Source organism: Proteus genomosp. 6 (genome assembly GCF_040139785.1).
In the GTDB taxonomy this organism is placed as follows: domain Bacteria; phylum Pseudomonadota; class Gammaproteobacteria; order Enterobacterales; family Enterobacteriaceae; genus Proteus.
Genome location: NZ_JBEEVJ010000001.1, coordinates 319,929 through 339,454 on the forward strand (window position 1 = coordinate 319,929; position 19,526 = coordinate 339,454).

Annotated in this window: 17 protein-coding genes and 1 other RNA gene; 12 read left to right on the forward strand and 6 right to left on the reverse strand. The window is 38.0% G+C overall.

The window, feature by feature from the left end:
* Positions 1–95 precede the first annotated feature (95 nt).
* The 4 genes from hupB to ABN212_RS01405 all read left to right on the forward strand — a co-directional run bounded on the left by hupB (position 96) and on the right by ABN212_RS01405 (position 4,042).
* Positions 96–371, forward strand: a complete 276-nt coding sequence (hupB, locus tag ABN212_RS01390; protein WP_036911695.1) for a nucleoid-associated protein HU-beta — start codon at positions 96–98, stop codon at positions 369–371.
* Between the two features lie 476 nt (positions 372–847).
* On the forward strand, positions 848–2,725 hold the full coding sequence (gene ppiD, locus ABN212_RS01395) for a peptidylprolyl isomerase (RefSeq protein WP_349442746.1): 1,878 nt from the start codon (positions 848–850) through the stop codon (positions 2,723–2,725).
* A gap of 289 nt (positions 2,726–3,014) precedes the next feature.
* Complete coding sequence (locus ABN212_RS01400) at positions 3,015–3,386, forward strand: ComEA family DNA-binding protein (RefSeq protein WP_349442748.1); 372 nt, start codon at positions 3,015–3,017, stop codon at positions 3,384–3,386.
* 251 nt (positions 3,387–3,637) lie between these two features.
* On the forward strand, positions 3,638–4,042 hold the full coding sequence (locus ABN212_RS01405) for an acyl-CoA thioesterase (protein ID WP_099074223.1): 405 nt from the start codon (positions 3,638–3,640) through the stop codon (positions 4,040–4,042).
* Positions 4,043–4,191: 149 nt separating this feature from the next.
* Here the strand turns inward: ABN212_RS01405 and queC are convergent, their stop codons facing one another.
* On the reverse strand, positions 4,192–4,890 hold the full coding sequence (gene queC / locus ABN212_RS01410) for a 7-cyano-7-deazaguanine synthase QueC (protein WP_198619360.1): 699 nt from the start codon (positions 4,888–4,890) through the stop codon (positions 4,192–4,194).
* A 158-nt stretch (positions 4,891–5,048) separates the two neighbouring features.
* Here queC and ABN212_RS01415 point away from each other — a divergent pair, with 158 nt between their 5' ends.
* The 5 genes from ABN212_RS01415 (at position 5,049) to amtB (ending at position 10,973) form a co-directional block, all read left to right on the forward strand.
* Positions 5,049–5,510 carry an Lrp/AsnC family transcriptional regulator gene (locus tag ABN212_RS01415; protein WP_036911686.1) on the forward strand — a complete coding sequence of 154 codons (462 nt, stop codon included), beginning with the start codon at positions 5,049–5,051 and terminating at the stop codon, positions 5,508–5,510.
* Positions 5,511–5,566: 56 nt separating this feature from the next.
* Positions 5,567–7,312, forward strand: coding sequence for a SmdA family multidrug ABC transporter permease/ATP-binding protein (locus ABN212_RS01420; protein WP_198629914.1), 1,746 nt, complete (start codon positions 5,567–5,569; stop codon positions 7,310–7,312).
* Positions 7,299–9,086: a SmdB family multidrug efflux ABC transporter permease/ATP-binding protein gene (locus ABN212_RS01425; RefSeq protein ID WP_269812633.1), complete on the forward strand. Its 1,788-nt coding sequence runs from the start codon at positions 7,299–7,301 to the stop codon at positions 9,084–9,086. Before ABN212_RS01420 ends, ABN212_RS01425 begins: the two co-directional genes overlap by 14 nt.
* Before the next feature lie 243 nt (positions 9,087–9,329).
* Positions 9,330–9,668 (forward strand): P-II family nitrogen regulator, encoded by a 339-nt coding sequence (gene glnK / locus ABN212_RS01430; protein ID WP_198626021.1) that lies wholly within the window; start codon positions 9,330–9,332, stop codon positions 9,666–9,668.
* A 12-nt stretch (positions 9,669–9,680) separates the two neighbouring features.
* Positions 9,681–10,973, forward strand: coding sequence for an ammonium transporter AmtB (amtB, locus tag ABN212_RS01435; protein WP_349442749.1), 1,293 nt, complete (start codon positions 9,681–9,683; stop codon positions 10,971–10,973).
* Between the two features lie 42 nt (positions 10,974–11,015).
* Here the strand turns inward: amtB and tesB are convergent, their stop codons facing one another.
* Positions 11,016–11,891, reverse strand: a complete 876-nt coding sequence (gene tesB, locus ABN212_RS01440; RefSeq protein ID WP_100159258.1) for an acyl-CoA thioesterase II — start codon at positions 11,889–11,891, stop codon at positions 11,016–11,018.
* 322 nt (positions 11,892–12,213) lie between these two features.
* Here tesB and ffs point away from each other — a divergent pair.
* Positions 12,214–12,310, forward strand: an RNA gene (gene ffs, locus ABN212_RS01445) — signal recognition particle sRNA small type.
* Between the two features lie 391 nt (positions 12,311–12,701).
* Here ffs and ABN212_RS01450 read toward each other — a convergent pair.
* The 4 genes from ABN212_RS01450 to ABN212_RS01465 form a co-directional block, all read right to left on the reverse strand.
* Complete coding sequence (locus tag ABN212_RS01450) at positions 12,702–12,905, reverse strand: HHA domain-containing protein (protein WP_006535062.1); 204 nt, start codon at positions 12,903–12,905, stop codon at positions 12,702–12,704.
* Positions 12,906–12,950: 45 nt separating this feature from the next.
* The gene (tomB, locus tag ABN212_RS01455; RefSeq protein WP_198619365.1) at positions 12,951–13,313 is read right to left on the reverse strand and encodes an Hha toxicity modulator TomB; all 363 of its coding nucleotides are present in this window, start codon (positions 13,311–13,313) and stop codon (positions 12,951–12,953) included.
* 656 nt (positions 13,314–13,969) lie between these two features.
* Complete coding sequence (locus ABN212_RS01460; RefSeq protein ID WP_198619366.1) at positions 13,970–17,119, reverse strand: efflux RND transporter permease subunit; 3,150 nt, start codon at positions 17,117–17,119, stop codon at positions 13,970–13,972.
* A gap of 14 nt (positions 17,120–17,133) precedes the next feature.
* Entirely contained in the window at positions 17,134–18,327 is a 1,194-nt protein-coding gene (locus ABN212_RS01465) for an efflux RND transporter periplasmic adaptor subunit (RefSeq protein WP_349442750.1), read from the reverse strand.
* 124 nt (positions 18,328–18,451) lie between these two features.
* On the opposite strand from ABN212_RS01465, the gene acrR reads away from it, so the two are divergent.
* Positions 18,452–19,096, forward strand: coding sequence for a multidrug efflux transporter transcriptional repressor AcrR (gene acrR / locus ABN212_RS01470; RefSeq protein ID WP_349442751.1), 645 nt, complete (start codon positions 18,452–18,454; stop codon positions 19,094–19,096).
* Positions 19,097–19,124: 28 nt separating this feature from the next.
* On the forward strand, positions 19,125–19,478 hold the full coding sequence (locus ABN212_RS01475) for a DsrE/DsrF/TusD sulfur relay family protein (RefSeq protein WP_072069368.1): 354 nt from the start codon (positions 19,125–19,127) through the stop codon (positions 19,476–19,478).
* Positions 19,479–19,526: the final 48 nt, after the last annotated feature.

Below are 19,526 nucleotides of genomic sequence, written 5' to 3' on the forward strand. Positions count from 1 at the left end.
GGTCTTGCTATATCTAAAAAGGCTTGATATAACGACGTTTGCAAAATTTGCCATTAATGGTGAAAAATAACGCATAAAATTATGGGGATGAAAGCGTGAATAAAACTCAACTGATCGACAAAATTGCTGCAAATGCAGATATCTCAAAAGCGGCAGCAGGTCGTGTTGTAGATGCTCTGGTTGCTTCTATCACTGAATCTTTACAAAAAGGTGATGATGTAGCATTAGTAGGTTTCGGTACTTTCACTGTACGTGATCGTGCAGCTCGTACAGGCCGTAACCCACAAACAGGTAAAGAAATTCAAATTGAAGCTGCAAAAGTTCCTGCATTCCGTGCAGGTAAAGGCTTAAAAGACGCAGTTAATCAATAATAGTTGAACTTATTTTCTGCCAATTTGTTATTAGCTTAACGTTATGGGTAAACAGAAAACGACTCAATTAAAAAATGAAGCGCATCTTTTTGAGATGCGCTTTTCTTTTTTAGGTTATAAATCACGATTAAACCTTGTATTCTCTGGCGATAAGACGTGAAACTGAAGTAGTCATTTGATAGAATGACGCGTTGTTCTATAACTGAAATAGACAACAATGAATGATTCAGTGGTGAGTTAAATGGTTATCGTAATCAATGAATCAAATAATGCTGTTTAGTTTTTTCTTAGTTATAGAAAGTGCGTGTTAAGACTGCGCATTAATACGGGACTGGCTGTTTTTAATGATTGTCGCGTGTCGTGACATTTTGATATTAAGCCAGCATGGGCATATTATCTTTTCGCTGTGCTCAAAATAGTCGTGTAACACCCATAAAAAATAATTTTTATTTCACCAAACGGAGCCTCGTCTCGTTATGATGGACAACATTCGTTCCACTGCTAATAATCCATTTATAAAGATATTATTAGCTGTGATCATCCTCTCCTTCGTCCTAACTGGTGTGGGCGGATATCTCTTTAGTTCAGGCGTTAATGATGCAGCTGAAGTTAACGGATATAAAATTAGCCGTTCTCAATTAGAGCAAACTTATCAGCAACGTCGTGCTCAATTACAACAAGATATGGGTGAAAATTTTGCTGCTCTTGCTTCATCAGAAGAAGGTCAGAAACTTATTCGCCAACAAGCGCTTGATTTACTGATCAACCAAGCATTACTTGATCAATTTGCACAAAATCTGGGTATTTCAGCCGGTGATCAGCAAATTAGAGATGCCATTTTTGCACTTCCTTACTTTCAAACTGACGGCAAATTTGACAATAAAAAATATGTCGATTTATTGAAAGGCAATAATATTGATGCAGATGCTTTTGCAGAAGGTATTCGTCAAAACCTTATTAATCAGCAATTAAAATTTTCTATCCAAGGTACGGATTTTGCCTTAGATAGCGAAGTTAAAGAATTTGCGGGATTAATGCTACAAAGCCGTAATGTACGTTTAGCATCATTAGACATTCAGCCATTCCTTGAAAAAGAAACGGCATCTGATGAAGAAGTGAAAGCGTTCTATGAGCAAAATAACCAAATGTTCATCGCGCCAGAGCAATTTAAAATTAGCTATATCCAATTAAATGCTCAAAAAGATTTTAATAAGATCAACATTACTGATGAAGAAGCAAAGGCTTACTACGATAGTAATATTGATGAGTTCACGGCAGCAGGACAGAAACAGTACAGCATCTTAGTCTTAGCTGATGAAGCAGCAGCTAAAGCGGCAGAAGACGAGCTGAAAAAAGGTGCTGATTTTGTTTCGTTAGTGAAAGAAAAATCTATTGATAGTTTCTCTAAGAAACAAAATGGTTCTTTAGGTTGGATAACTATTGGACAAGAGTTACCAGAGCTTGCTAATGCAAGTTTGACAGAAAAAGGTCAAATCTCTGAACCTGTTAAAATCAGCAATGGCTACGCAATTTTCCGCCTTGATGATGTCAAACAATCTGTTGTAAAACCATTTGATGAAGTGAAAACAGATTTACTGGCAAAAATGCGTGAAAACAAAGCAATTGATGATTTCTTCGCATTACAACAAAAAGTGAGCCAAGCTGCATCTAATGACAACGACACATTAGCTCCTGCTGCAAATGCGGGCAACGTGACCGTGGTTAATACTGATTGGTTTGATGAAAATACGGTTCCTGCACCATTAAATAATGAAAAACTCACCCAGTTAATTTTTGGTGGTTCATTAGTGGATGAAAATGGCCCAACAGGCATGAATTCAGACATGGTGACGTTAGGTAATGACAGTGCATTTATCGTGCGTGTAGAAGGTTACAAGCCTTCAGCAACCCAACCATTAGACAAAGTACGTGATCAAGTTGTTATGCTGGTTAAACAGCAAAAAGCATCGCAAGCAATGAATGCAGAAGCCCAAAAACTTTTAGTTGCATTAAAAGAAGGTAAAGGCGAAGAAGCACTGAAAGCTGCTAACATTTCGTTTGGTAGTGAAGAAAGCATTGTTCACTCATCTGCAACAGATGTAGTACAAACCGCGATTTTCTCTATGCCAAAGCCAGCTGAAGGCAAAAAAGAGTATGGTATGACTAATGTACCAGGTACTAAAGTTGTCCTTATTCAATTAGATAGCGTAACAGACGGCAAACCAACATCTGAACAGTTAGAGTTTATGACTAATCTCTATCGTGCTCAGATGGGCGAAGAAGCGTTACAACTCATATTACGTGACCTAAAAGATAACGCTAAAATTGAAATTTTTGATAAAGATTATCAATAATCGAATTTGAGTTATTGCATTGAAAACCCAGCATAAAGCTGGGTTTTTTTATGGTTACTATTCTTGATCATTGAAGCAAATGCTTCGCTTTTCGAAAAATTCATATTTGAGAGCAAGCCCGACAATTTCTTGTAATGTTTCTTTTATTCATTTTTATTTTTCCTGCCTTCTCGTAGTTCTCTTTTTATACAATTGATGATTTATCAGTATATTGGCATTCTTTTTCTGCATTCAGAAATCTCTGTTTGCTATTGAATTTAAAATTATTGAATAAAAGGAAATTATGATTATGAAAATGGATAAAAAAATGTTGTCAGGTTTTATGGCTTCTATCTGTCTTGCCTTGGGATTAGGGCTTTCTCCTTTCTCTTATGCAGAAGAAACACCAGCTTCAACACCAACAGTTTCTATTGAAACTCACTCATCTGTTACTCGTGATGCTAAAGAAAACAAAGCCAGTGCAGAAGGTAAAGTTAATTTAAATACAGCAACAGTAGATGAACTAATGGGATTAAAAGGGATCGGAAAAGCGAAAGCGCAAGCCATTATTGATTACCGCGAACAGTTAGGGCGTTTTACCTCTATTGATGAACTTGAAAAAGTTTTTGGAATTGGTATGAAGTTAGTTGATCAAAATCGTGATTTTATCGTTATTAATTAAGGTATTCATTCTTATACGATGTTGAGTATAAGTGATAGCAGAAACGTGAATACTGATTGAAAATCTCCGTGTTTCTCTTTGATTTTTATTTTGATGAGAGAAACACGTTTTCTTAGCGTTTTCTTTGTTAAAAGAAAACAAGATAAACCTATATCAGAAATTACTAAATTTATTTTCTTGGCTATATTTATGGTATCGCAAAAAAACTTTATAAAAAGTTTATTAGAATAATCAAGAGGTAATAAATTGATATGAGTACGTTAATTAAAGTTTATGGCTTTCATTTAGATGTTTTTGAACATGTGAATAATGCGCGTTACCTTGAGTTTTTAGAACAAGCTCGATGGGATTGGATTGAGCAACATTTAGATTTTGATTGGTTTAAGCGCAATGGCTTGGCATTAGTGGTTGCTAATATCAATATCAATTATCGCTTACCTGCAAGTTTAGGTGATGAGCTACTTATTGATTGTGATGTTGCTGAAGTGGGAATTAAAAGTGGCGTACTTTCTCAAAAGATTGTGAGAAAAAAAGACGGTGCGCTTATCTCTGATGCATTAATTACTTTTGTTCTTGTTGATATCAATACCAAAAAAGCACTGACATTAACAGAACAGTTAAGAGAGAAGCTTGAATATGTACGCCAATCTTCCTAATACACAAAGAGAGTATTAGAGAGCTCTTATTAAATGCTTTCAGGCTAATCTAAGATAATTTAATGCAGTGATAATGTTTGATGAATTATCACTGCATAAGTGAATAGAATGGCAGGTAGCAATGATAATTAATAAGGTAATTCCAATGATTATTTAAGACCCACTTTCTGTTTCATTGTCTGCATAATTGGTGTTTTATCGGCTAAGTAGGTGTTTAATCCGCGTTGTCTTAAATGACAAGCTGCGCATTCACCACAGCCATCCCCCTGAATACCGTTATAGCAAGTTAAAGTTTCATGACGAACGAAATCTAACTTTTTATAGTAATCAGCGAGAGCCCACGTTTCGGCTTTATCTAGCCACATTAATGGCGTGATAAATTGAATATCACGAGCAATACCTAAGCTGACAGCATGATTCAGAGCTTTTACAAATTCATCACGACAATCAGGGTAACCAGAAAAATCTGTCTCACAAACACCAGTGATGACACTCTCTGCACCAATTTGATAAGCGTAAATTGCAGCCAAAGTGAGGAAAAGGATATTTCTACCTGGTACGAAGGTACTAGGAATATCACTTTCTTCACTTTCTTTGAAATCAGGAACAGGAATATTGTCTCGAGTTAAGCTACTGATGGCGAGTTCGTTGAGTAAACTTACATCTAAAACTTTATGAGCGGTTGCACCTAGTAATTGACTAACTTTTTGTGCTACCTCAATTTCTTCTTTATGGCGTTGCCCATAATTAAATGTAATGCAATGTACTTCATCGTACTCTTCCAACGCTTGAATAAGGCAGGTTGTCGAATCTTGTCCACCACTAAAGACAACGACCGTTTTTTTCATCAGAATACTCCTGAATATTGAATTTCTATAAGGATTAGTACGCATAAAAGTACATATATTATGGCAATTTATTACCGATTTATCATTAGATGATTACTCTTATAGTAAGGGGCAGGTTATCATTATTTTTTGTAGGGGCATATTTTGAAGGAGTATCTATGTTAGATAAGATTGACCGTAAACTATTAGCGCTGTTACAGGAAGATTCAAGCCTCTCACTGAATACTTTGGCTGAGGCTGTTAACCTAACCTCAACACCTTGCTGGAAACGATTGAAAAGACTAGAGGATGAAGGGTATATTCGTAAGCGCGTTGCGCTGCTTGATAGTGAAAAAATCGGGCTAGGTCTAACAGTTATTGTTATGATTAGAACACAGCAACATAATAGCGAATGGTACGAACAGTTTGTTTCATTTGTTAAGCAAATGCCAGAAGTACTGACATTCTATCGAATGGCGGGTGAGTGTGATTATCTAATGCATGTTGAAGTAGTAGACATGAAAAGTTACGACCTATTTTATAAGCGTATGGTTAATGGCGTACCGGGTCTTATTGATGTGACTTCTAACTTCGCAATGGAAAAAATTAAATACACAACGGCAATGCCGATACCTGAATAAGGTTCATCTTTACCAACTGGCACTTTTATTTTTTGTATAACCTTAGGATTTAAGGCGTGGCTCTATTTTCACAGCTCAGTTGGTATTTTCTCAGTGAATGGCGTCGTTATGTAGGTGCCATTTTCTTATTGATGGTTATCGCAGTATTACAGGTGATCCCTCCAAAGATTGTTGGGATCATTGTGGATGGTGTCGATAACCATAGTCTGACGTTTAGCCAAGTGATCAACTGGATTGGCGTGATGGTATTAATTGCCCTCGCGGTTTATCTTTTACGTTATTTTTGGCGTCTTTGGTTATTTGGTGCATCTTATCAATTAGCAATAAAACTGCGGATGCAAATTTATCAACAACTTAATCAACAATCTTCTTCATTTTATCATCGTTATCGCACAGGCGATTTAATTGCACGTACCACCAATGATGTTGATAAAGTGGTTTTTGCTGCGGGTGAAGGTGTACTGACCTTAGTGGACTCTATGGTTATGGGGCTTGCTGTTCTTGTCATGATGAGTATTCAGTTAAGTTGGGAACTGACGCTGATTTCATTATTACCTATGCCAATCATGGCAATTTTGATTAAGCGATATGGCGATAAATTACATAGTCGCTTTAAAACCGCACAGGCACTTTTCTCTTCACTTAATAATCAAGCACAAGAAAGCTTGAGTAGTATTCGTATGATCAAATCATTCGGACTAGAGCAACAGCATGCCTCCCGTTTTGATGATGTGGCAAAAGAAACTGGACGACAAAATATGCGCGTTGCAAGAATTGATGCGCTATTTGATCCTACTATTTTTATGGCTATTGGTTTTGCTAATTTACTCGCTGTTGCTGGTGGCAGCTATTTTGTTATTAATGGCAGAATGACATTGGGTGAATTAACCAGCTTTGTGATGTATTTGGGGCAAATGATCTGGCCAATGCTGGCTTTAGCATGGATGTTCAATATTGTTGAGCGTGGCAGTGCTGCTTATAGTCGAATTAATAGTTTATTGGATGAAAAACTCGATATGGTTGATGGTGAATTATCACCAAAGCAAGGTCGAGGAGTCTTATCTGTTAATATCAAACGTTTCCAATATCCCGAACAAACGACACAAACACTGAAAAACATTCATTTCACATTATCACCGGGTGAAATGCTAGGTATTTGTGGTGTGACAGGAAGTGGTAAAAGTACATTACTTAGTGCCATTCAACGACTTTACGATGTCACTGAAGGTGAAATTTGTTTTCAATCAGTTCCTATTTATCAATTGAAACTAGATGAATGGCGAGCACGATTGGCTGTTGTTAATCAAACCCCCTTCTTATTTTCAGACACCATCGCGGGAAATATTGCCTTAGGTCGTCCTGATGCGACAAAAGAAGAAATAGAGTCTGTTGCGAAATTGGCAAATATTCACGAGGATATTTTACGCTTACCTGAAGGGTATCAAACACAGGTAGGTGAAAAAGGTGTGATGTTATCTGGTGGACAAAAACAGCGTATTTCTATTGCCCGAGCACTATTATTGGATGCCGAAATTTTATTATTAGATGACGCATTATCTGCTGTTGATGGACAAACTGAATATCAAATTCTGCAAAATTTGTCACAATGGCGAAAAGATAGAACATTAATTATCAGCGCTCATCGCTTATCTGCATTAGTTGGTGCTACGAATATCTTAGTCTTAAAACAAGGTGAGATTATAGAGCAAGGTACACATCAGCAATTAATTTCAATACCAGGTTGGTATCAAGATATGTACCATTATCAGCAATTAGAGGCCGCGCTGGATGACGATGAATAAAAATAAATCCGTTAAAGCGCTATTGCCTACATTAAAGCGTCTTTTGACTTATGGTAAAACCTACCGAAAATCAATGGCATGGGGTGTCATTATGTTGTGGGTAGCCGCCGTTGCAGAAGTGGGGGGACCATTAATTGTTGGCTATTTTATTGATGCAAAAGTTGCCACGAATAATGTGGAATTAATGTCATCATTAGGTCTAGCATTGGCTTTTATTCTTTTGCAGGTGATCGCCGCTACACTTCACTATTATCAGGCCATTGTGTTTAATCATGCCGCTGTTGGGGTTGTACAACAATTACGTACTGATGTAATGAGTGCGGCTCTAAAACAGCCATTAAGTGCTTTTGATAATCAGCCTGTGGGGCAGTTAATTTCTCGTGTAACAAATGATACAGAGACGATTAAAGATTTGTTCGTGAACGTTTTGCCGACATTATTCCGAGCAATTGCTTTAGTGGTTGTAATGCTGATAGCTATGTTTTTATTAGAATGGCAAATGGCGCTTGTTGCAATGATGATATTTCCTGCGGTGATAGGTGTGATGATGCTTTATCAGCGACTAAGCACGCCAATAGTTCGCAATGTGCGCCACTTTTTAGCCAATATAAATGATGGTTTCCACGAAGTTATCAATGGCATGTCAGTTATTCAGCAATTTAGGCAGCAAGCTCGATTTGGTGAAAGAATGTCAGATGACAGTTGGCAACATTACCAAGCACGTATGAAAGCGTTAAAACTGGATGGTCTGTTATTACGTCCTTTATTAAGTATGCTCTCTGCGTTGGTTCTGTGTGGCTTATTAATGTTGTTTGGGTATCAGGGCAGTGCAGTTATTGGTGTTGGGGTTATTTATGCGTTTATTAGTTATTTAGGTCGATTAAATGAACCCTTGATCACATTGACATCTCAGCAATCGATTTTGCAACAGGCGGTAGTCTCTGGTGAGCGTGTTTTTGAACTGATGGATGCGCCTTTACAGCACTACGGTTCATCATCACATTCCATCACTCAAGGTAATATCGATGTTAACTCTCTTTGGTTTGCGTATCGTGATGAGCAATGGGTATTAAAAGATATCAATTTAACTATTCCTGCTCGTCATTTTGTCGCATTCGTTGGGCATACAGGGAGTGGCAAAAGCACTCTAGCAAGTTTATTAATGGGAAATTACCCTTGGCAAAAAGGAAATATCCATTTAGATGGGCAACCTTTAGAGGACTATTCTCATACTGCATTACGCAGTGGTATTGCAATGGTGCAGCAAGATCCCGTTTTATTATCAGGTTCACTGCATGACAACATTACGTTAGGGCGTGAATGTGATGAGTCACATTTATGGCAGGTATTAGAAACAGTTCAACTTGATCAATGGGCTAAAGCCTTACCTGAAGGACTACAAACAGAACTCGGTGAGCAAGGTAGCCGCTTATCCGCTGGACAAAAACAATTACTTGCATTGGCGCGTGTATTATTAATACCTCCTCGTATTCTTATTTTGGACGAGGCAACAGCAAATATTGATTCAGGAACAGAACAAGCCATACAGAAGGCGTTAAAAGTAGTTAGGGAAAAAACAACACTGATTGTTATTGCTCATCGACTTTCCACTATTATTGAAGCCAATGAGATTGTGGTGCTTCATCGTGGTGCAATTGTTGAACAGGGTGATCATGCTAAGTTACTTTCACAAAAAGGTCGATATTATAATATGTATCAATTACAGCAAGTCAGAGAGTCTTTACAAGAACAAGAACCTGTTGAAGTAGAATAATAACCTTAAATAAAAAATATAATTTTAGAGGGCACATCATCTTTATGTATGTGTCTTTTTTTATTTCCTCATTATCTCGCTTTTATCAAAATAGCAGCCGTATTTTTGCACCAACTCGGTGAGTTTTTTCATTTTAACTATTTCAATAATTAAATTTCTATTTAAATATCAATTGATTAAATAATGGCATGCCTTTTGCTTTTCTATATTTGCTTGGTTCTTTCAAATATCGACGAGGTTTATATGAAATATATCATCGCCATTATTAAGCCATTTAAATTAGAAGAGGTAAGAGAGTCGCTTTCTGAGTTAGGTATAAAGGGAATGACAATCAGTGAAGTCAAAGGTTATGGACGACAAAAAGGGCATGCAGAGCTTTATAGAGGCGCAGAATACGAAGTTAATTTTCTCCCCAAAGTAAAAATAGAACTCGCTATTTGCGATGAGCAACTTGAGTCAGTTATGCAAGTGATTATGCAAGCGACTGATACAGGGAAGGTAGGAGATGGAAAAATTTTTGTTTTGGAATTATTGCAGGCAGTCCGTATTCGTACTGGCGAGTCTGGTGATGAAGCACTTTAAAGGAGATATTCGATGAAACGCTTACTTTCTTTGTTATTAATGTTAGTGCTTACACACTTTTCTTCATCTGTATTTGCGACTGAAACAGTGATTGTTGATAAAGCTGATAACGGTTTTATGTTGATATGTACTGCTTTGGTCTTTTTTATGACTATACCTGGTATTGCTCTGTTCTATGGCGGCTTATTAAGAGGGAAAAACGTACTTTCTTTGATCACGCAAGTGATGATGATCTTCAGTGTTGTAGTTATTCTTTGGGTTATATTTGGCTACAGTCTGGCATTTACCGCAGGTAATAAAATTTGGGGTGGGTGGTCACTTACTTTTTTGAATAACGTATCACTAGATTCATTCTCTGGTTCAATTAATCAGTATGTACATATTGCTTTTCAAGGATCTTTTGCTGTTATCACTGTTGCATTGATTGTTGGTGCATTAGGCGAGCGAGTCCGTTTTTCCGCACTGCTTATTTTCACGGTTATTTGGTTTACGTTTTCTTATATCCCTATTGCGCATATGGTATGGGGAGAAGGTGGTTGGTTAATCGATGATGGTGCATTAGATTTTGCAGGGGGAACTGTCGTGCATATTAATGCGGCTATTGCGGCTCTTGTTGGTGCTTACTTACTTGGTAAGCGACGTGATAGTCAGCATACAGCGCTTAAACCTCATAATTTACCAATGGTCTTCACAGGCACCGCGGTACTCTATATTGGTTGGTTTGGTTTTAATGCAGGCTCTGCTGGTAGTGCAAATGCGATTGCGGCTTTAGCATTTCTAAATACAGTAATTGCAACCGCAGGCGCTGTACTTTCTTGGACGGCATCAGAATGGATCACCAGAGGAAAACCTTCCATGCTAGGGAGTTGTTCTGGTTGTATTGCTGGATTAGTGGCGATTACACCTGCTGCTGGCACGGTCGGAGTGATGGGGGCTTTATTTATCGGTGTAATGGGGGGCATTATCGGGCTTTGGGGCGTTGTTGTTTTAAAGCGCTGGCTAAAAGCGGATGATGTTTGTGATGTTTTCGGTATCCACGGTACTTGTGGTATTGCAGGTTGCTTATTAACCGGGGTGTTTACGGCTTCATTCTTAGGTGGAGTGGGATATAGCGATGGTATGACACTCAGTAAACAAGTTTTAATTCAATTAATGAGTGTTGTGATCACCGTGATTTGGTCTGGTGTTGTCGCTTATATAAGTTTTAAAATCGCTGATAAGCTGGTGGGTTTACGTGTTTCAGAAGAGGAAGAGCATGATGGATTAGATTTAACAACTCATGGTGAAAGAGCTTATCAACAATAATTGTCTATTCCCCCTCGTTTGAGGGGGGAATATGCCAAGATATTATTTTGAATGTTTAGTACGTTTTTGGCGAATAACCCCTTCTTGAACAGAAGAGGCTACTAGTTGACCATTTGTATTAAAGAATTTACCTCTCACAAATCCTCTACCGCCTGATGCTGAAGGGCTTTCAATTACATAAAGTAACCAATCATCTACACGGAATGGGCGATGAAACCACATAGAATGGTCAATCGTAGCGACCTGCAGACTTGTATCCATAAAACCTAAGCCATAAGGTTGGAGAGCGGTTGGTAAAAAATCAAAATCAGAAACATAACCAAGCAAGTATTGATGCAAGAAAGGATCTGATGGCATTTCACCACGACTACGATACCAAACATAGCGTTCAGCAGGCGCTTTAGAGTAGCCAAAAGGGCTAAAATATTGCACTGGACGCGCTTCAAAAGGTGTTTCTCGTAGTGCTAAAGATTTAATCGGCTCGGGTAATTTGGGTGCTAATTTCTTTAAAATCTCATGTTGTGAGATAAGTTCATTTGGAAAAGGAACATCAGGCATTATATCTTGATGTTCAAAACCTTCTTCAAATTCTTGAAAAGAAACGGTCATATAAAAAATAGGTTTGCCATGCTGAATAGCGCTGACTCTACGAGTACTAAATGAACCGCCATCACGGATAAATTCCACATCATAAACAATAGGCTTATGGCTATCACCAGGACGTAAAAAGTAGCTATGAAATGAGTTGATATAGCGGTTATCTGCAATAGTCTGTTTTGCAGCGTATAGTGCTTGTCCTACAACTTGCCCACCAAAAACTTGAGGTAATCCTAGATCTTCGCTTTGACCTCTAAATAGACCTTCTTCTATTTTTTCAAGTGCCATCAAATTGATGAGATCTTTCAATGCTTGACTCATAGTGTACCTGTATCATTAGATCTGGTTATTTTTTATAAAGTTGATTATATACAATCCTAAGAAGATAAAAAATAATCTCCCTTTTTATCTTAGATAGCAATTTAATGATAAATAAACAGAGTTGATGAGATTATGGTTTACCCACTTATTGAATACTCTCTGATGAATTTATGGGAGGCAAAAAGAGCGTTAAAGGCAATTGAATAATCAGCGAGTGTAGATTTGGGTAATTAATCATCACTTAGGCTCACTTTCCTTGCTATTTGGATCAGTTTAAAACATAATGCGTGACGTCTTAGCAATAAGACAATCTATGGGGTCTTGTTGGTTCTCCCGCAACGCTAACTTGTTAACTCGGTCAGGTCCGGAAGGAAGCAGCCATGGCAGGTGTCGTGTGTGCCGGGATGTCGCTGGCAAGGCCCCACCCAATTTTTAGCCTTTCATAATATCTAATCTTTCATAATTATTATCTTCTAAGATTGTTATTTCCCCTTATATTTTTACTCTCCATACGTGTTTTTTGAGCGCTGTTTTCTTTGGGTTTAAGAGTCAATATTATTGAATAGAAAATAGTATGCTTAATGTATCAATTTATTATTGGAAAATTTACGGTCGTATTTATAAATGAAAGGAATATTTGAGTAAAGCAGTGCAGTCATGCCGTAATAAGTCAACGGCATGATGGTGTGTAATCATTCTACTGATAAGAAAACGTGAATAAAACGATATCTAAATTAAGAACTAATAACCCTACTACTATAAAAAATAAAAATAGCAAAAATAAAACTAAGGCAATTAAATAGAATTAGATTATCTTACAAATTTCCAAACAGACGCTGGAATTTTATCATATAGCTTATTCATTGTGAGTTCTGCTAAACGGTGGTCTGCTGCTGAATAAAACAGCTCCAGTTCATCATCAGAGAGTTCATATTTGTTTTTTTCAATCACACGTTCTAATGTTTCGATTGAAGTACATTTTCTTAAACGCATTAGATAGTCTGTCTTAGTCATGTTGTCTTTTCTCTATTATTAAAATAAAACTATAGATAATTAAAATTACTTAATATAACTTTTTGGGTTTTTGGCAATGAGAGCTAAAAGTGACTGGTTTAACTCTTTCCAATTATTGATATCTGAGTAAGAAATTGATGTATTACCAAATAAACGATAAGTCTCTTCAAGGTACTCTTCTATAAGCGTATTAATTACATGTTTATCTGGGTGTTTAATCTTAAATTTCCAACTAAAGTCCATAATGTGTTCAATTAGAACATTAAGGTCAACGCTTTTTGTGCTACTCAGATCGTTGTGCCAAATTGTGCTTCCTTTATCTAATGAGCCTAAAGCTTGCTGTAATAGCTCTTCGCACAAAAACGACAATTCGGCTAAATCTACTTTTTCTGGTGAATATTCGTCCATAACATATCGTAATTGAATTAATAGAAAATATTCATTAATAATGATAAATACTTAAAGTTGAACTTATTAACGGGATACATCACATAATTCATTAATGGATTAATAAAAAACATAAACTTGAAAATGAGTGTTTATATTTACTCGTATGCTAAAAGAGTTTAATAATTATATTTATTATTTCTAACAAAGTAATAGCATATCGAAAGACAACACTAAACACTCAATTGCACACGAATGAGTTTAAAATTTATACAATAAGTATTTCTTTGCTTAATATAGCACTATTATTGCATAAGTCACTATCTGAACAACAGAATTTTGTCTATTTTCGTAAAAATCAAGAAACCCCGATTAAAGAGCATTTCTCTTAACTTGGTGATTTTATTTGTTTTTATTATATTTTAAATGTTTAAGCGTGTAAATGAGGCATAATTATCGTTGTTATTTATAAATAACAGAACTGCTTAATTTTGACAAAAAGTCATATATAAGAAAAAAAATAAAATGAATTTATTGATTAAAGAGATATTTTCTAAAAATAATATAATGAGATAAGTTTTCATTTAAAACAGTGTATCAATAGATATTGCATCAATAGATAAAGAAAAAGGTCGCTTTCGCGACCTTTTTGGCATTACTACTCAAATTCATTCAAATTAGTGTGAATGATTTGGATGCTCTAAATCTTCATTTTTCTTCGCAAATCGTCTACGGATCACGACGAAGAAAATAGGAACAAAGTAGATAGCAAGAGAGGTTGCGGCAATCATACCACCGAATACACCTGTACCTACTGAGTTCTGAGCACCAGAACCTGCACCGTTACTTAATACTAGAGGAATAACCCCTAACATAAAGGCAAGTGAAGTCATTAGAATTGGACGTAGACGCATTCTAACAGAGTCTAACGTTGCTTCTATGAGTCCTTTACCTTCTTTCTCCATCAAGTCTTTGGCGAATTCAACAATCAAGATTGCGTTTTTCGCCGATAACCCAATGGTTGTTAAGAGCCCAACCTTAAAGTAAACGTCGTTTTCAAGGCCTCTTATTGATGTTAATGCAAGAGCACCAATAACACCCAGTGGAACGACTAACATAACGGAGAATGGTACTGACCAGCTCTCATAAAGAGCAGCAAGACAAAGGAATACAACTATCAAGGAAATGGTATACAGCGCAGGCGCTTGGTTACCAGATAAACGTTCTTGATATGACATTCCTGTCCATTCATAACCGATACCGCTTGGTAGTTTACTTGCGAGATCTTCCATCATAAGCATTGCATCACCACTACTTTGGCCTGGTGTTGCACTACCTTGAATTTGAACTGCTGGTAAACCGTTATAACGCTCTAAACGAGGAGAGCCGTATAACCAAGGATCTTTACTTGTATCAATGAACGATGAGAATGGAACCATCTGACCGACATTGTTACGAACATAAAGATTACCGATATCTTGTGGCAACATACGGTATTGTGATTCAGCTTGAACGTAAACTTTCTTAACACGACCACGGTCGATAAAGTCGTTTACATAGCTACCACCAAACATCGTACCTAATGTTGAATAGATATCACTGATTGCAACACCTTGAGCTTGTGCTTTTTCTAGGTCGATATACAGACGATACTGTGAAGTATCTTCCTGACCATTAGGACGCACACCCGTTAACATTTGAGGCTGTTGCGCTGCCATTCCTAGTAATTGATTTCGAGCTTCCATGAGTTTTTCGTGACCGAGGTTAGCTTTATCCACTAACTCGAATTCGAAACCACCCGCAGAGCCTAACTCAACAATCGCTGGAATGTTAAATGAGTAAACAAAGGCTTCCTTAATTTGGGATAATGCCTTATTGGCACGTCCTACAATTGCGGGAACTTTGTCTTCATCTGCTTTTCGTTCATCCCAATCATTCAATACAACGAAGACCAGACCCATATTTTGGCCTTGACCACCGAAGCCGAAGCCACTTACGGTAAAGACCGATTTAACGAGTTCTTTCTCATCAGTATTGAAGTAGTCGTTTACTCTTTCTAGTACGTCTTGTGTTTGTTCTTGTGTTGAACCCGCAGGCAACTGAACCATTGTCAGTAATACACCTTGGTCTTCTTCAGGTAAGAACGATGCTGGTAAGCGAATAAACATTAACGCCATACCTGCGACTAATAAAACGTAAATTAGTAAGTAACGACCTGTACCACGAAGAGTACGGGATACACTGTCAGTATAGTGGTGGCTACTCTTTTCAAAGGTACGGTTAAACCAACCAAAGAAACCTGTTTGCACACCGTGACTGCCTTTCGGTACAGGTTTTAACATCGTTGCACAAAGTGCTGGTGTTAAAATCAACGCAACGAAAACAGACAGAACCATTGCTGATACGATGGTGATAGAGAACTGGCGATAGATTGCACCTGTTGAACCACCAAAGAATGCCATTGGAATAAATACCGCAGAAAGTACTAGGGCGATACCGACCAGCGCACTTTGGATTTGTCCCATGGATTTACGTGTTGCTTCTTTAGGCGATAAGCCTTCTTCTTGCATAACACGTTCGACGTTTTCTACCACAACGATAGCATCATCCACCAGAAGCCCGATGGCAAGTACCATCGCGAACATCGTTAAGGTATTTATCGAATAACCAAACGCCGAAAGTATGGCGAAGGTTCCTAACAATACAACGGGTACTGCAATTGTTGGGATTAACGTAGCACGGAAGTTCTGTAAGAACAGATACATTACTACGAATACCAGCATAATTGCTTCAATCAGCGTTTTTACCACTTCGAAAATAGAGATCTTAACGAATGGCGTTGTATCGTAAGGATAAACAACTTCTAATCCCGCAGGGAAGAATGGCTCCATTTCAGCCAATGCTGCACGTACCGCGGTTGCTGTATCTAATGCGTTAGCACCTGTTGCTAATTTAATACCAATACCAGAAGCGGGTAGGCCATTAAAGCGAGCAATAGTGCTGTAGCTTTCAGCACCCATTTCAACTATACCAAGATCTTTTAGCTTAACCTGTGAACCGTCGGTGTTAACCTTCATCAGGATATCGCCAAATTGCTCTGCGGTATTGAGTCGAGTTTGAGCAATAATAGATACGTTTAAACGCTGGCCAGGAACGGGAGGTGTACCCCCTAATTGACCTGCGGCCACTTGGTTATTCTGTGCTCTAATCGCACCGATAACATCAAGTGTGGTCATGTTGTATTTCACCAGTTTATCTGGGTCTAACCAAATACGCATCGCGTATTGAGTACCAAATAACTGGGTTTCACCCACGCCGGTTACACGGCTTAATGGGTCTTTAATCGTTGCACCCACATAGTCTGCGATATCATCTTGTGACATTGAGCCGTCATTTGAGATGAAACCCGCAACCATCAAGAATGAACTTGAGGATTTATCAACACTAATCCCTTGTTGTTGCACTTCCTGAGGTAATAACGGCATGGCAAGTTGCAGTTTATTCTGCACCTGTACTTGCGCGATATCAGGATCAGTACCTGCTTCAAAGGTCAGAGTGATATTCATCATACCAGCTGAGTCACTGGTCGCAGACATATACACCATGTTATCGATACCATTCATATTCTGTTCGATAACTTGGGTAACAGTATTCTGCACAGTGGTGGCGTCAGCACCAGGATAAACCGCAGAGATAGAAATCGCTGGCGGTGCAATCGTTGGATACTGGGCAACAGGCAGTTTGATGAGTGCCAGAAGACCTGCGAGCATGGTAATTATCGCAATTACCCACGCAAATATCGGTCTATCTATAAAAAACTTAGGCATGGATCACCGACTCCTTATTGAGGATTCTTAGCTGGCTCAGTTTGTTCAGGTGATGGCTTCGCATCTAAATTCTCTTCTTGAGCCGTTACTGTCATTTTTGGTTTTGCTTTTTGCAATCCAGAAACGATAACGCGCTCACCAGCCTGAACACCACTATTAACGAGCCATTTATTACCAACAGCTTGTGACACTTCAATGGGACGAACTTCAACAACATTGTCTTTATTTACAACCATTGTTGTCGCTTCACCACGCGCTGTACGAATAACGGCTTGTTGTGGGATCAAAACTGCATTTTGACGAATACCATTCTCTAACTTAGTACGAACAAACATACCTGGTAGTAATTCCCCATTCGGGTTAGGTACGATAGCGCGCATTGTAATTGAGCCTGTTGTTTCATCAACAGTCACATCAGAAAATTCTAAATGCCCTTTCTGTGCGTAAGCTTGCCCATTCGTCAGTGTTAAATGAACAACAGGTTTACCTTGTTCTTGACGAATAATGCCGCTTTCAATTTCATTTTTTAATTTCAGATAATCTTCGCTCGATTGTGTCACATCGACATAAATCGGATCGATTTGCTGAATTGTTGTCAGTGCAACTTGTTGACCTTGGGCGACTAAAGCGCCTTCAGTTACGGTTGATTTGCCTGAACGACCTGAAATTGGTGATGTTACTTTGGTGTATTCAAGATTGATTTTTGCGCTTGTCACTGCTGCTTCTGCTGCTTTAACTGCGGCAGCCGCTTGTGCATATTGTGATGTTGCGGCATCAAAATCTTGTTTACTGACGTAATTTGTACCTAGTAGCGGTTTATAACGCTCTACAGTGAGGCGAGCAATTTCAGCATTTGCTTTCGCTTTTGATAATTCAGCTTGCGCACTATTTAACGTTGCTTCAAAAAGAGCTGGGTCGATTTGATACAGTGATGTACCTGCTTCTACATAGCTACCTTCTGTATAGTTACGCTTTAAAATAATGCCGCTAACTTGAGGGCGAACCTCAGCAATACGGAAGGCTGATGTACGACCTGGTAAATCAGTAGTGATTGTCAGAGCTTGCGCTCCTAACGTCACAACACCTACAGCGGGTGCAGGAGGTGGACCTCCAGCAGACTGTTTAGCTTTGTCGTCACATCCAGCAAGAACCAAGCTGCCTGATAGCACTAACAGAGCCAGAGGCAAAACCCCTCTGTTTTTTCGCATAAGAAAACCTCTATTCAAACGTTGTTTCCCGGGATAAAAATAATTAAGTTGATGATTGATTGCGATGTATAGTACAAACATACATGAATGTATGTAAATTAACTTCAGTCAAAATCGAGGATTAATGGCACGAAAAACTAAACGGCAGGCACAAGAAACAAAACAGCAGATTATTGATGCTGCACTTAGGCTGTTTACTGTGCAAGGCGTTTCTGCCACATCACTTTCAGATATTGCAGCCGCGGCAGGTGTTACCCGTGGCGCAATATATTGGCACTTTAAAAATAAAGTGGATTTATTTACTGAAGCGTGCGAACTCACCGACTTAAAAATAGAATCTTTAGAAATAGAGTATCAATCAAAATACCCAGATGATCCACTATTTGTATTAAGAGAATTGCTTATTTACATATTGACATCAATTGTCGAAGATCCCAAACATAATGCACTTTTAGAAATATATTTCCATAAATGCGAATTTGTCGGTGAAATGACACCAATTGTTGAAATTCGCAGAGAATTGTGTGCAGCGGATCACTCTAGAATAGAACAGTCTTTATCTCGTTGTATTGAAAAAAAACAGCTTCCTACGGACCTTAATTTAAGAAGAGCCGCCATTATGTTAAGAGCCATGATGACAGATCTTGCCGAAAATTGGTTATTTTCACCAGAAAGTTTTTCTATCAAAGATGAAAGTCAATATTTGGTTGATAGCTTTATTGATATGATAAAGCACAGTGCAAATATGAGAATATCTGCGACCTCTTAATTTATTTTTAAACAAAAGGAAGACATTCATGAGTAAGGTGTTAGTTATTGCTAATGGTGCAGCTTATGGCAATGAATCATTATTTAACGCACTGCGTTTATCGATTACATTAAAAGAACAGCATCCAGAAACTCAATTAAATATTTTTTTAATGTCTGATGCTGTGACTGGGGCTTTAGCTCGTCAACAACCTAAAGAAGGCTACAACTTACAGCAAATGCTGGAAATTTTAACAGCGCAAAATGTGCCTGTTAAGTTATGTAAAACCTGTACAGACACCCGTGGTATCAGTGATTTACCACTTGTTGATGGTGCAGAATTAGGAACTTTAGTTGATTTAGCGCAGTGGACACTAGATGCCGATAAAATCCTGACTTTCTGATCACTATTTCGTTTTCTCAGGCGAGAAACATCCCAAGCAACTTGTTCT

Coding starts and splice junctions, on each gene's coding strand:
- ppiD (WP_349442746.1), top strand. CDS start 848: ATGATGGACAACATTCGTTCCACTGCTAATAATCCATTTATAAAGATA.
- ABN212_RS01400 (WP_349442748.1), top strand. CDS start 3,015: ATGAAAATGGATAAAAAAATGTTGTCAGGTTTTATGGCTTCTATCTGT.
- ABN212_RS01405 (WP_099074223.1), top strand. CDS start 3,638: ATGAGTACGTTAATTAAAGTTTATGGCTTTCATTTAGATGTTTTTGAA.
- queC (WP_198619360.1), bottom strand. CDS start 4,890: ATGAAAAAAACGGTCGTTGTCTTTAGTGGTGGACAAGATTCGACAACC.
- ABN212_RS01415 (WP_036911686.1), top strand. CDS start 5,049: ATGTTAGATAAGATTGACCGTAAACTATTAGCGCTGTTACAGGAAGAT.
- ABN212_RS01425 (WP_269812633.1), top strand. CDS start 7,299: ATGACGATGAATAAAAATAAATCCGTTAAAGCGCTATTGCCTACATTA.
- glnK (WP_198626021.1), top strand. CDS start 9,330: ATGAAATATATCATCGCCATTATTAAGCCATTTAAATTAGAAGAGGTA.
- amtB (WP_349442749.1), top strand. CDS start 9,681: ATGAAACGCTTACTTTCTTTGTTATTAATGTTAGTGCTTACACACTTT.
- tesB (WP_100159258.1), bottom strand. CDS start 11,891: ATGAGTCAAGCATTGAAAGATCTCATCAATTTGATGGCACTTGAAAAA.
- ABN212_RS01450 (WP_006535062.1), bottom strand. CDS start 12,905: ATGACTAAGACAGACTATCTAATGCGTTTAAGAAAATGTACTTCAATC.
- tomB (WP_198619365.1), bottom strand. CDS start 13,313: ATGGACGAATATTCACCAGAAAAAGTAGATTTAGCCGAATTGTCGTTT.
- ABN212_RS01460 (WP_198619366.1), bottom strand. CDS start 17,119: ATGCCTAAGTTTTTTATAGATAGACCGATATTTGCGTGGGTAATTGCG.
- ABN212_RS01465 (WP_349442750.1), bottom strand. CDS start 18,327: ATGCGAAAAAACAGAGGGGTTTTGCCTCTGGCTCTGTTAGTGCTATCA.
- acrR (WP_349442751.1), top strand. CDS start 18,452: ATGGCACGAAAAACTAAACGGCAGGCACAAGAAACAAAACAGCAGATT.
- ABN212_RS01475 (WP_072069368.1), top strand. CDS start 19,125: ATGAGTAAGGTGTTAGTTATTGCTAATGGTGCAGCTTATGGCAATGAA.